The sequence below is a fragment of the Frankia sp. AgB1.9 genome (assembly GCF_016786355.1).
In the GTDB taxonomy this organism is placed as follows: Bacteria; Actinomycetota; Actinomycetes; order Frankiales; family Frankiaceae; genus Pseudofrankia.
In genome coordinates, this window is sequence record NZ_JADWYX010000052.1 from 1 (window position 1) to 13495 (window position 13495).

Annotated in this window: 7 protein-coding genes; 3 read left to right on the forward strand and 4 right to left on the reverse strand. The window is 72.1% G+C overall.

Annotated elements, in window-relative coordinates; all coding sequences use genetic code 11:
• The first annotated feature begins 85 nt into the window (after window positions 1-85).
• Window positions 86-619 carry a flavin reductase family protein gene (locus I6A60_RS21265; RefSeq protein WP_203014833.1) on the forward strand — a complete coding sequence of 178 codons (534 nt, stop codon included), beginning with the start codon at window positions 86-88 and terminating at the stop codon, window positions 617-619.
• Window positions 620-710: 91 nt separating this feature from the next.
• Here the strand turns inward: I6A60_RS21265 and I6A60_RS21270 are convergent, their stop codons facing one another.
• Window positions 711-3053 (reverse strand): PP2C family protein-serine/threonine phosphatase, encoded by a 2343-nt coding sequence (locus tag I6A60_RS21270; RefSeq protein WP_203014835.1) that lies wholly within the window; start codon window positions 3051-3053, stop codon window positions 711-713.
• A gap of 213 nt (window positions 3054-3266) precedes the next feature.
• On the opposite strand from I6A60_RS21270, the gene I6A60_RS21275 reads away from it, so the two are divergent.
• Window positions 3267-7442 (forward strand): HAMP domain-containing protein, encoded by a 4176-nt coding sequence (locus tag I6A60_RS21275; RefSeq protein ID WP_203014838.1) that lies wholly within the window; start codon window positions 3267-3269, stop codon window positions 7440-7442.
• A gap of 947 nt (window positions 7443-8389) precedes the next feature.
• Here the strand turns inward: I6A60_RS21275 and I6A60_RS21280 are convergent.
• A complete protein-coding gene (locus I6A60_RS21280; protein ID WP_203014840.1) occupies window positions 8390-8818 on the reverse strand; it encodes a VOC family protein in 429 nt (142 codons plus the stop codon).
• 317 nt (window positions 8819-9135) lie between these two features.
• On the reverse strand, window positions 9136-9702 hold the full coding sequence (locus I6A60_RS21285; protein ID WP_203014842.1) for a TetR/AcrR family transcriptional regulator: 567 nt from the start codon (window positions 9700-9702) through the stop codon (window positions 9136-9138).
• Window positions 9703-9770: 68 nt separating this feature from the next.
• Here I6A60_RS21285 and I6A60_RS21290 point away from each other — a divergent pair, with 68 nt between their 5' ends.
• On the forward strand, window positions 9771-10211 hold the full coding sequence (locus tag I6A60_RS21290; protein ID WP_203014845.1) for a tautomerase family protein: 441 nt from the start codon (window positions 9771-9773) through the stop codon (window positions 10209-10211).
• A 222-nt stretch (window positions 10212-10433) separates the two neighbouring features.
• On the opposite strand, the gene I6A60_RS21295 is transcribed toward I6A60_RS21290, so the two are convergent.
• Window positions 10434-13400: a BTAD domain-containing putative transcriptional regulator gene (locus tag I6A60_RS21295; RefSeq protein WP_238435913.1), complete on the reverse strand. Its 2967-nt coding sequence runs from the start codon at window positions 13398-13400 to the stop codon at window positions 10434-10436.
• Window positions 13401-13495 lie beyond the last annotated feature (95 nt).

Sequence of the window (13495 nt, forward strand, 5' to 3'; positions counted from 1 at the left end):
GGGGGGCCAATCCACTCCCCCCCCGCGGGGGGGGCCCCCGCCGCCCCCGCCGCGCCGCCCCCCCCCCCACGAAGAAGGGGACCCGATGGCTGCGGAAGAGCTGAGCGCCCTGCTGAAAGGCGCCGACCCCGCGATGATCGTGGTGACCGCCGCGGCCGACGGGGAACGCGCTGGCTGTCTGGTCGGATTCCACGCCCAGTCGAGCATTACGCCGCCCCGATACTGCGTGTGGCTGTCGAAGGCGAACCACACCTACCGGATCGGGCTACGTTCGACGCATTTCGGGCTGCATTTCCTCGACGCCGACGACCACGCGACGGCGAAGGCGTTCGGATCGCTCACCGGCGACGAGACCGACAAGTTCGCCGGGCGAACCGTGCTCGCCGGGCCCGGAGACGTTCCGCTGCTGGCCGATCTCCCCCACCGCCTGGTGGGCCGGCGGCTGACCGTCCTGGACGACGGCGGGGACCACGTCTGCTTCACCCTGGAGCCTGTCGCCACGTCCACCAGCGGGCCGTTCACCCCGCTGCGGCAGTCCGAGGCCCGGGACATCGCGCCCGGCCACGACAACACCGAACGACCGGCCCCGCCGACCGAGCGGGCCGGCCCACCGGCCTGACCCGCACAGCTGCCGGGCTCCGGCCTCGGGTTCCGTGACGACCTCGCGGGCGGAACCCGAGACCGGAGCCCGGCAGTCGTCGTCGCGGGCCCTACCCGTGCAGCTCGACGACGACCAGGCACGTGTCGTCGTCGGTGTCCGGCGTGCAGTGCGCCAGCAGGAAGTCGGCCCGCCGCCCGACGTCGGGCTGCGGCACCGCGGCGAGCCGCAGCAGGTCGCGCAGCGACTCGTCGAGGCCGGCCCGCCGTCGTTCCACCAGTCCGTCGGTATAGAGCAGCAGCGCGTCACCGGCGGTCAGCTGGATCTCCGCCTCGTCATAGGAGACGTCGGGAATCACGCCCAGCAACAGGCCGCTCGGGGGCGGCAGCGCCTGGGCTCGACCGGCTCGGATCAGCACCGGGGGCAGATGGCCCGCGTGCGCCCAGCGCAGGGTGCGGTCGCCCGGCTGAAAGAGGCCGCAGATGACGGTGGCGGTGAGGTCGTCGGCGAGGTGGCAGGCCACGTTGTTCAGCCAGCTCAGCAGCTGCCCCGGGCTCGCCCCGGTGATGGCCAGGCCGCGCAGGCTGTTGCGCAGCGTCGTCATCGCCGCGACCGACCGGATGCTGTGCCCGGCGACGTCGCCGACGGCCAGCAGGATCTGCCCGTCCGGCAGCTCGACGGCGTCGTACCAGTCGCCGCCGACGAGGCTCTCCTGCTCGGCCGGCCGGTAGCGGACCGCGGCGGCGAGGCCGCTGCCGGTCAGCAGTGGCGGGGCGTCCGGGATGATCGCGCGCTGCAGCGCCAGCGCGAGCTGGTGCTGGTCGTCGGCGCGCGCCTCGGAGTCGGCGAGCTGGCTACGGGTGGCGTGCAGGACGAGCTCGGTCCGGTACTGGTCGGTGAGGTCCTGGTAGACGCCGCGAACCGCGACCAGGGTGCCGGAGGGGTCGAGGACCGGCTCCGCGAACGTGCGCCAGTGCCGCAGCCCGCCGTCGGGCAGCAGGATCCGGAACGAGGCGGACGCCGCCCGGCCGACCAGGAGCAGCGCCTCCCGCAGGTGGGCGAACGCGTCCTGGTCCTCGGCCAGGACGAGCGGGTGCAGATCCTCCAGCGCGATTGGCGGCGCCGAGCGCGGCACCCGGAACAGGTCGTAGGTGTTGTCCGTCCACCGGATGGCGCCGGTACCGACGTCCTCCTCCCAGCCGCCGAACCCACCGAGCCGTTGGACGTGCGCGCCCAGCGTCGCGGGCGCGTCCGCCCCGTCGGTGAACCGCCAGCTGATCGCGACCGAGTCGGCGTGCCGGGTGAGCCGGATGTCCGTCTCGCGGCTGACGATGACATCGCCGACGAGGCAGAGCAGCACCGTTCGATCGGCCGCGTACGGCGTGCCGGTGCGCAGCACGTCGACCGCGTGGCCGAACAGGCCGTCGTCCGCGCCCATCAGCGGGTAGAGGTCCAGCAGCCGGGCCCCGCGCACCTCGTCGGGCGACAGCCCGATGGGGTCGACGAAGTCGCGGTTGACGTAGCTGACCGTGAAGTCGACGATCTCGCCCTGGTCGTCGCGTACCGCCCGGGCGAGCAGGACCGAGCCGGCGAGCCCGTCCAGCAGCGCCGGCAGCCAGGCGTCCAGCCCGCGCCCACCGCTGGCTCCCGGGCCGCCGCCGGCCTCGTCGTCGTGCAGGCGCAGGGCTCGCCGGCAGAGGTCGGCGAGCGCCACGAGCTCGCGCAGCAGCCGTGCGCCGTCGGAATCCATCGGCGTTGCCCAGCAGATCTCGACCGCCCCGACCAGGGTGCCCGCGGCCAGCAGGGGCAGGGCGGCCCTGGCGCCGGTCCAGGCACCCAGGGCCGCCGGCGGCTGCCGTCCGGCGGCGTCCTCGGGCGGCGTTCCGGTCGGCCACCAGACCGGATTCCCGTGGGCCACCGCCCTGGTGGCCGCGCAGTCCAGCTGCGGCGGCACCCGCTGCCAGCGGCTGGCGTCGAGGGCCGTGAGGCCGTGCTGGCCGACCAGGGTGAGGGCGCCGTCGGGTTCGAGCGTCCACAGCGCGAGGGCGCACGCCTGGTGCGCGGCGAGGCCCTCCCGCAGGACGGCCTGGGCGATCGCGTCGCCGTCCGCGGCGTTGCCGGCCGCGGTCGCCGCGCGCCAGAGCCGATGCCCCAGTCGGTCCTCGACGGGGGAGGCAAGGGAGTCGGGCCGCGGTTCCGGCTCGCCGAGCAGCTCGGCGGCGAAGTCGACCTCAATGACGCCGGCGGTGCGCGCCAGCAAGCGGAACTGGTCGGCGGCCTCGGTCGGGCTCAGCCGGAGCCGCTCCGCGAGGACACCGACGGCCAGGTCCACGATCCGCGCGCCGGCGGCCGCGGACTCCAGCTCCAGGATGCGCTGCCGCTGCCGGATGACGATGTCGAGGAGCCGGTTGCGGCGCTCAGGCGACTGTTCCGGCTCCTGCGGCGTCCGGGCCACCTTCTCCTCTTACCTGGCGGACCGTGGAGCCACCTGGCACCCCGTCGGTACTCGCGAACTGTCTTCCCACCGAGCTTCCGACGAGCTTCCGAACAGGTGCCGGCCTGGCGCCGCTTACCCTACTGGGATGGTATTAGCGGCATGCTGGCCGCCGGCACGCCCCCGCTGTCGCCGCACGGCGACGGCGGCGCGACCTGCTTCCGGAGGACGTCGGTGACCGACACCCTGGTTCCCACGACCGCATCCCGTGCCAGGCCCGATGACAGCGCGTTGCGCCAGCTGCTCGCCGGTCTGACGGCGGTACGCGGCGGCGACTTCGGCACCCGGCTGCCGCAGGTGGGCGACGAGCTGATGGACGAGATCGCCCTCGTCTTCAACGGCATGATCGGCCAGCTCGGGCTCTTCACCTCCGAGGTCACCCGGGTGGCCCGCGAGGTCGGCAGCGAGGGCAAGCTCGGCGGCCAGGCCGAGGTACCAGGCGTGTCGGGCTCCTGGAAGGACCTCACCGACAACGTCAACGCCATGGCCGGCAACCTCACCGGCCAGGTCCGCGACATCGCCCAGGTCGCCACCGCCGTCGCCCGCGGCGACCTCTCCCAGAAAATCACCGTCCAGGCCCGCGGCGAGATCCTCGAACTCAAGAACACCATCAACACGATGGTCGACCAGCTCTCCTCCTTCGCCGACGAAGTCACCCGCGTCGCCCGCGAAGTCGGCACCGAGGGCCAGCTCGGCGGCCAGGCCGAGGTACCAGGCGTGTCGGGCTCCTGGAAGGACCTCACCGACAACGTCAACGCCATGGCCGGCAACCTCACCGGCCAGGTCCGCGACATCGCCCAGGTCGCCACCGCCGTCGCCCGCGGCGACCTCTCCCAGAAAATCACCGTCCAGGCCCGCGGCGAGATCCTCGAACTCAAGAACACCATCAACACGATGGTCGACCAGCTCTCCTCCTTCGCCGACGAAGTCACCCGCGTCGCCCGCGAAGTCGGCACCGACGGCCGGCTCGGCGGCCAGGCCGACGTGAAGGGTGTCTCCGGCACCTGGCGTGACCTGACCGAGTCGGTCAACGTCATGGCCGGCAACCTGACCGACCAGGTGCGCTCGATCGCCCAGGTCACCACGGCGGTGGCCCAGGGCGACCTGTCGCAGAAGATCCGCGTCGACGCCCGCGGCGAGATCCTGGAGCTCAAGGAGACCATCAACACGATGGTCGACCAGCTCTCGGCCTTCGCCGACGAGGTGACCCGCGTCGCCCGCGAGGTCGGCACCCAGGGCAACCTGGGCGGACAGGCCAACGTGCGCGGGGTGTCCGGCATCTGGAAGGACCTGACCGACAACGTCAACGTGATGGCGTCGAACCTGACCGCGCAGGTGCGCTCGATCGCCCAGGTCGCCACCGGCGTCGCCCGCGGCGACCTCTCCCAGAAGATCACGGTCGAGGCCAAGGGCGAGGTCGCGGCGCTGACGTCGACCATCAACACGATGGTGGACACGCTGGGCGCCTTCGCCGACGAGGTGACCCGGGTGGCTCGTGAGGTCGGCACCGACGGCCGGCTCGGCGGCCAGGCCAGCGTCAAGGGCGTGTCGGGCACCTGGAAGGACCTGACCGACAACGTCAACTTCATGGCCAACAACCTGACCAGCCAGGTCCGCAACATCGCCCAGGTGACCACCGCGGTGGCCCAGGGCGACCTGACCCGCAAGATCGACGTCGACGCCCGCGGCGAGATCCTGGAGCTCAAGGAGACCATCAACACGATGGTCGACCAGCTCTCCTCCTTCGCCGCCGAGGTGACCCGGGTGGCCCGCGAGGTCGGCACCGACGGCGCCCTCGGTGGCCAGGCCGAGGTCGAGGGCGTGTCCGGCACCTGGAAGCGGCTGACCCAGAACGTCAACGAGCTCGCCGGGAACCTGACCCGCCAGGTCCGCGCCATCGCGGCCGTGACCAGCGCCGTCGCGACCGGCGACCTCACCCGGTCGATCACCGTCGACGCGCAGGGCGAGGTGGCCGAGCTCAAGGACAACATCAACGCGATGGTGCTGTCGCTGCGGGACACGACCCGGATGAACCAGGAACAGGACTGGCTGAAGACCAACCTGGCCCACATCGCCGGCCTGATGCAGGGCCACCGCGACCTGGCCACCGTCGCGCAGCTCGTCATCGACGAGCTGGCCCCGATGGTCGGTGGTCAGCACGGCACGTTCTTCCTGGTCGACTCCTCGGTCGACACACCCGCCTTCGACCTCATCGCGAGCTACGGCTACCAGCCGGCGGCGACGACGCCCCGCCGCTTCGGCCTCGGCGAGTCCCTGATCGGCCAGGCGGCCAGGACCCGGCGCACCATCGTCGTCGAGAAGACCCCGCCCGACTACATCACGATCGGTTCGAGCGTCGGCCGGGCCGCGCCCGCCGCCCTGGTCGTGCTGCCGATCCTGTTCGAGGACCAGGCGCTGGGCGTCATCGAGCTGGCGTCGTTCAACCCCTTCACCGCAGTGCACCACGCCTTCCTCGACCAGCTCACCGAGACGATCGGCGTGAACGTCAACACGATCGTCGCGAACGCCCGCACCGACGCCCTGCTGGAGGAGTCCCAGCGGCTCGCCGGCGAGCTGCGGGCCCGGTCGGAGGAGCTGCAGTCCCGCCAGGAGGACCTGCAGCGCTCGAACGACGAGCTGGAGGTCAAGGCCGACCTGCTCGCCCAGCAGAACCACGACATCGAGGTCAAGAACCGCGAGATCGAACAGGCCCGCCAGGAGCTGGAGGAACGGGCCCGCCAGCTCGCGCTCGCCTCGAAGTACAAGTCCGAGTTCCTGGCCAACATGTCCCACGAGCTGCGCACGCCGCTGAACAGCCTGCTGATCCTGGCCGGCCTGCTGGCCCGCAACCCGAAGGGCAACCTGACCGCCAAGCAGGTCGAGTACGCCCACGTCATCCACTCGGCCGGCTCGGACCTGCTCCAGCTCATCAACGACATCCTCGACCTGTCCAAGGTCGAGGCCGGCAAGATGGACCTGCACGTCGAGCCGGTGGCGCTCGCCGCCGTGGTGGACGACCTGCGGGCCACGTTCGCCCCCGTCACCACCGAGAAGGGCCTGCGGCTCAAGGTCGAGATCGGGCCCGACGTGCCCGACCGGCTGCTCACCGACCGCCACCGCCTGGCCCAGATCATGCGCAACCTGCTCTCGAACGCGGTGAAGTTCACCGAGCAGGGCCGGGTCGAGCTGACGATCACGATGACGACGCCCGCCTCGGGCCGGCCGGGCGGCGAGCACGTCCTGTTCGCCGTCACCGACACCGGGATCGGCATCGCCGAGGAGAACCTCGACCGGATCTTCGGCGCCTTCCAGCAGGGCGACGGCACCACCAGCCGCCGCTACGGCGGCACCGGCCTGGGGCTGTCCATCTGCCGCGAGGTCGCCACCCTGCTCGGCGGCGAGATCCGCGCACGCAGCGTCTACGGCAGCGGAAGCACCTTCACCCTGGATCTGCCCACGAACCCGCCGGCCGAGCTGACCAGCCCCGAGCTGCCGCGCGACACGGTGGGCTCTGGCCTGGCGGACGCCATCTCGGCCGGTGCCAGCGGGGCGGGCGCCGTCGCCGCGAATGCCGTCGCGACCACCCTGGCCGCGGCCGTCGAGACGGTCGCCGCCGTGCCCGCCGCGGACCCGGCCCAGGACGCCGTCGAACGCGCGACTACCGACGCGACCCCCACCCAGCGCAGCCGCGCGACCGCCGAACGAGACTGGGCGAACGCCGAGCGAGACCGAGCGCCCGTGGCACGGGACCGGACGACCGCACAACCGTCCGGCCCGCGCGCCGATCGGCCGAACGACGGCCCGCCGCGCACCGGCCGGCCGGGCGTTCCTGTTTCCTCTCCGGCTCTGCTGGGAACGGCAGGTCCGGCTCTGCTGGGAACGGCAGGTCCGGCTCTGCCGGGAACGGCCGGGGAGCCGGCGGGCGCACCGGACGAGGAGGACATCCTGGTCGGGCGCTCGGTTCTCGTGGTGGACGACGACGTCCGCAACGTCTTCGCCATCACCAGCATCCTGGAGTTCTACGGCGCGTCCGTGGACCATGCCCCGGACGGCCGGAAGGGGATCGAGAAGCTACTGGCCAACCCGTCGACCGACCTGGTCCTGATGGACGTGATGATGCCGGAGATGGACGGCTACACCACCATGGCCGCGATCCGGGCCATGACGCGGTTCACCGAACTACCGATCATCGCCGTCACTGCGAAGGCCATGCCCGACGACCGCCAGAAGTGCTTGGACGCCGGCGCGAACGAGTACGTCACCAAGCCGGTCGACGTCGACGAACTCCTCGCCCGAGTCCAGGACGTCCTGACCCCGCCCGCCGCCGACACCTGGCTGACCACCCGCTGACGGCCGACCGCAGGTCCCTGGCCAGAACCTGACCATCTGATCGCCCGGCCATCACCTCCCCGCCATCGCCGCCCCGGCTGATCCGAGGCGCCGACTTGCCTGCGCAGACGCCGATCATCCGGCTAGCTGGGCAAGCTGCCACCCGTTGATCGAGAACTGCGCAGGAAAAAGGCGACAAATTGGGGCGTCGAACGCCCGCCTGCCTACGCAACAAGTGATCAAGGGGTCCCGAGGCTTCCTTGATCGCTGGCTGCGCAGGGGAACTTGCAGCCAGCGGGGCCGGGCGTAGGACCGACCCGGCGGCCGGCCGCGTTCCGCGGAACGCAAAGATCGACACGCGACACCCGTTGGCTCGCATCTCACCGGCGCGCATCTCACCCGCCCACGTTCCGCGGAACGCGGAGATCGACACGCGACACCCACCGGCCGGCGACCTCCGTTCAGTCCAACGCTAGGGCCACGCTTACGCATTGTTGGCGGCCGCGGCGTAGGACTCTCGGTCTGGTCGCGACGACAGGTGGCTCGGAACCTCGGCCAGCGCTCCGCTGGGCGGCGCGCTGGCGCCCTCGACTAGCTGGGCCGTGTCCCGTGGATCTCCAGTTCGGTCGGCGCGGCCAGATTCCATACCCAACTGGCGATCTTCGGCCGTTTCCGTTCACCGGAACCACCATGATCGCGAACCCGGTATGGATAAATGAGACATACAGGACCCGGGGTGCCGGATTGAATACCTGGTCCGCGATCATCGCGCCGACGAGGACCACCACCGGTCGGTGATCGCCAGTCTGGTATGGAATTCGACCCGACAAGCCGCCGCGAGGAACGAGCTTCGGTGCTTCCCATCGATCCTCGGTCAGCCATCTTGATCCACGGGAAAGTCCCGAGTCCCCCTCTCGCCCTGGCGCCCTCGCGACGGCCTCATTGCCCGGCACTCTCGTCTTACGCCCTCACTCTGGCGCTCGCGCCGATACCTCGATCGCCGGAGTGCTGATCGTGGGGCTGCCGTAGGGGCGGGTGAGGATCTCCATGCCGTGGCCGGCCGGATCGAGGAAGTAGAGTCCGCGTCCGCCGTGGTGGTGGTTGATCTCGCCCGGGTGCTTCAGGCCTGGGTCGGCGTAGTAGGCGATCCCGTCCCGCTGAATCCGGGCGTACGCCGCGTCGAACTCGTCGTCGGCGACAAGGAAGGCGTAATGCTGCCGAGCGATCGACTCGGCCGGGACACTGGCGAAGTCGAGCGCCACGCCGTTGCTGGTAGAAACCGGAATGAACGGGCCCCATTCGGCCCCGACCTCGAGGCCGAGAATCTCCGCCAGGAACTCGGCGGATTCCCGATTGTTCCGGGCATGAACGATCGTGTGGTTCAATTCGACTGACATCTGCGGAATGCCTCCGTAAGGCATATCGCGGACGCCTCCATGCCTCACCCAGCCGGTGACCGACACGCGGCGCCGTGCCCACAATCTACCCAAGCACCGCCGACGTCGTCGAGCGACCTCAATACGGCTTCGCGTCCCAGCGGCCCGCCGGTTGCCGGTTGCCGGTTGCCGGTCAATGCTGGCCGAGCCGGCTGGCCGTCCGAATCTCCGCCTCGACACCTTCGGGTAGGTGATCCCGGTGGACTATCCGTTCAGTCCTACACCTGCGCGCGCGTCGCCGTTCTCGGCGAGCACTGTGTAGGACTCGCGAGCGGGTCTCAACTCTGGCTGGCCTGTTCGGCCGCGGCGATGAGGCTGGACTCTACGAGGTCGAAGGGCGCCCAGTCGCGTTCGGCGCGGGCGAGGGCGACGGCGCCCTCGCTGGCCGCGATGGTGAGCGCCGCCAGCTGATGAGCCCGGTCCTCCGTCATTCCGCCCTCGGTGAGCAGCGCGGCGAGGTGACCGCGCCAGGCCCGGAACACCTGGCCGGCCTGGGCGAGCAGGTCCGCGTCGTCGGCCGCGACCGTCACCGCGAGCACCGCGCAGCCGGCCCGCAGCTCGGTCGCCGCCAGCAGCTGGCGCCACAGGGCCAGGAACTGCCGGACGACGACCGGGGCCGGCTGCCCACGCACGGGCTCCATCGCCGCGAGGGCATACTCGCCCGCCACGGTCAGCGCGGCGCCGACGAGCTCCGTCTTGCCGCCCGGGAAGTGGTGGTACGTCGAACCCCGAGGCGCCCCGGTCGCGGCGAGAACCTCGGCGAACGACGTCCCCTCCAGGCCTTTCGTGGCGAGCAGCCGAACCGCGCCGGCCACCATCCGTGCCCGCACATCGCCCCTGGCCATGCCCACACCTCCCAAACTATGCAGACCTACATAGTTTGTCGTTACTATGCAGACCACCATAGTTGGTAGTGATCGACGAGGAGCCCGCCGTGCCGATGATCGACGTGTACGCCACCGCCGGAACGTTCCCCGAGCCGCACAAGCTCGCCACCCTGCTCGCCCGGACCCTGATGGAGGTCGAGCAGGTGCCGGACATCCCGCTGTTCCGGGCCAACACCGCCGCCTTCATCCACGAGCTGCCCGCCGGAGCCATCTCGAACGTCGAGGGCGACCAGAACTACGTCCGCGTCCAGATCCTCACCAATGCCGGCGCCCTCGACCGGGACAAGCAGCTGGCCGCAGTACGCCGGCTGACCGACGCCATCGCCGAGACCGCCGGCGACCCCGGCCTCACCGAGCGGACCTGGGTGCTGCTCACCGAGGCCCCCGAAGGAGCCTGGGGCATCGCCGGCCACGCCAACACCAACGCCGAGCTGGTCACCCTGGCCCGCAAGCAGCTCGGCCGCTGAAGCCTCCACCCGGCGCCCGCCGGCCCAAGATCGCTGTTTTGGCCCTCGGGTGGTCGTGATCAGCGCATTTCCGCAACCACCAGAGGGCCAAGACTGCGATCTTGGCGTTCGACGGCCATGGATCGCGGGCCGGCGACGAGGGCTGCCGGAATCGAGCTTGCGGGCGGTCTGTGGCTCGTGGCGGAGATCCGGCGGGGCGGCCAGGGGGCGACCCCGGCTTGGTCATACCCGGGTGGACGGGGTGAGCTCGGTCAGTACCGCGCGGATGTACTCGAGCGCCTCGTGGTCGTCGAGGTCCGGCTCGGGCGGCCGGCTGCCCGCCGCGTCGATCGTCTGCCGGGCCTGCGCCACCAGCGTCGCCCAGTAGGGGGCGACCCGGTCCAGGTGCAGCAGGACCCGGTTCGCCTCGGCCAGCCGGTCGACCGTGGTCATCATGTTGACGAACTCGACGGCGGTGACGCAGATCGCCTGCATGTTGCCGCTGTCGAGCAGCTCGTCCACGTGCTCGCGCAGGATGTCGTACGCGCGGGCCCGGTCGCCCCGCCGGAAGTACGCGCGGGCCTCGACGCACCGGTTCGGCGAATGGGTGCGCGCGGGGACCTCGACCTCGACGGCCGCGCCCAGCAGCTCCTCGGCGTGGGCCGGCCGATTCTGGAGCAGCGCCGCGTACCCGAGCAGCAGCAGGGCCATGTTCAGCAACGTGGGCGGGCCGACGACGCGATAGCGCTCGACCAGCGCGCCGACCGTCGCGTCGCCCTCGGCGAACCGGCCGCCGAACACGTGCGACGCGCCGACGTCCAGCTCCAGATGCTCGGCCAGGTCATCGTCCCCCCGCCCGCGGAACCACGCGATCAACGACGGGGTCAGGATCCCGAGCGCCGGGAAGTCCTGGCGTACGGAGGCCAGCCCGTGCTGGACCGCCACGCCAACGATCCCGCCGGCCGGCGCGCCGGTGGACCCGGAGCCAACGGAGCTGGGCTCGGCGACGACGGGGACGGTTCGTGAGAGCAGCCGGTCGAAGGCGGCCGGATCCTGGGCGAGCTTGTACCGTTGTCCAGCCCAGACCAGCCCGAAGACGACGACGTCGACGTCCTCGGCCCGGGTCAGCGCGAGCAGCCGCTCGACCCAGTCACCCAGCTCGCCGCGGTTGCGGCGCGGGATCTCGGTGACGAGCGGCCGGACCAGCGCGTACGCGAGACGCCGGTCCGCGTGCCGGATGACCCAGTCGAAGGCCGACCGCAGGTTCGGCCACAGCTCGTCGAGATCGACGACACCCGCGACCTCGTCCTGACCCAGCAGCAGTCGGTGGATCGCGTCGACCCGGCTGGCGCACCAGGCCGCGTGCCGGTCGGCCAGGACGTCGGTCTCGCCAGCCTCGCCGAGCCGCTCGACGGCGAAGTGCCGGATCGGTTCGAGCAGCCGGAACCGCCGCCGCGCCGCGCCGGGCTCGGCGACGACCATCGACCGCGCGACCAGCCCAGCCAGCGCCTCGTCGACGTCGCCCGCATCGGCTGTCGCGTCGCCCGGCGTCGGAGCCGGACCGAACGGGGCCGGGCCGGCCGCGACGGCCGTGGCCGCGGGCAGGTCGAAGGCCCCGATGAAGACGGCGAGACGGCGCAGCAGCGTCCGCTCGGCCGGGGTTAGCAGGTCGTACGACCACTGGATGGTCGCCCGCATCGCGTGGTGCCGGCCCGTACCGGCCTGCCCACCGTCGACGGTGACCAGCAGCCGCAGCTGGTCGTCGAGCCGGGCCAGCACGTCCGCGGGGTGCAGCGTCGTCGTCCGCGCGGCGGCCAGCTCGATCGCGAGCGGCACACCCTCCAGCCGGCGGCAGATCTCGGTGACGGGATCGGGCGTCACCATCCCGGGCGGTTCGGCCCGCGCCGCGCCGTTCGGGCCCGCCGGGTCAGGCGGCACCGCCAGGGCCGCCGCGCGTTCCCGGAAGAGCTCCACTCCGGGACCATCCGGCTCCAGCGGCCCGACGGGGACGACCCACTCGTGGCCGCCACGCAGGCCGAGCCGCTCCCGCGACGTGACCAGCACCCGGGTGTGCGGGCAGCCGTCCGCGACCGCCTGCGCGAGCGCGGCGGCGCCGGCCAGCACGTGCTCGCAGTTGTCGAGGATCAGCAACATCCGCCGGTACCGCAGCGCGGCGACGACGGAGCTGGTCAGGTCGCGCCCAGCGCTTTCCTTGACGCCCAGCGTCGAGGCGACAGCGCGTGGGACGTCCGCGGCCGAGCCGGCCTGGACGAGGTCGACCAGCCAGGCGCCGTCCGCGTCGTCCTCCCGACCGGCCGCGGCGACGGCGAGGCAGGTCTTCCCGATCCCGCCCGGTCCGACCAGCGTGACCACCGGCCACGAGGACAGCGCCAGCCGGACGGCCGCCAGGTCCGCGTCCCGGCCGATCAGCCGTCCGAGCCGCAGCGGCAGGTTCCCCGGCCGGCCGGGGGCGGGTGCCGGGATGGCCAGCCGGGTGTCCTGGCCGAGGACCATCGCCTCCAGCGCGCGCAGCCGTGGGCCGGGCTCGACGCCGAGCTGCTCCACGAGGTGGCGGCGCGCGGTCTGGTAGGCGCCCAGCGCGTCGCCCTGCCGCCCGGTCCGGTACAACGCCGTCATCCGCAGCGCCCAGAGCTCCTCGCGGGCCGGGTGGCTCGCGGTCAGCTCGGCCAGCCGCCCGAGGGCCCCGGCCGGGTCGGTTTCGATCCGCCCGGCGAGGTCCGTCTCGACGGCGACGAGCCATCGTTCCGCCAGCCCGTCGGCGATGGCGGCCAGACCCGGCGTCACCCGCAGGCCGGCCAGCGGCGCGCCGACCCACTGCGCGAGCGCGGCGGCCGTGTCACCGGTCTCGACCAGCCGGGCGAACCGCAGGGCGTCGACGGCGTCGGCCGCCACCTCGAGCCGGTAGGCGGCGCCGACCGTCGTGATCGCCGCCGGGCCGAGCGCGCGCCGCAGCCGGGCGACGTACGAATGCAGGGTCCGCTCGGCGGTGCGCGGCCGGTCCGCACCCCACACGAGGTCGACGAGCCGGGCCACGGACAGTGCCGTCCCCGGCGACAGCGCGAGCGCGGCGAGCAGCGCCTGGCACCGCGGCGGGCCCACCTCCACCGGCTGGCCGTCATCGGTGCTGGCGCCGACGCCACCGAGCAGACGGACCCTGACCCCAGACCCGGTCGCGCCGCCGTGGGCCATCGCGCCGTGGGTCACCAGCGCGTCCACCGCCTTGTCACCCACGATCGCCTCACCCGGTACGGGCGGTTTTCGGCTCAACCATAACGCAACAGATC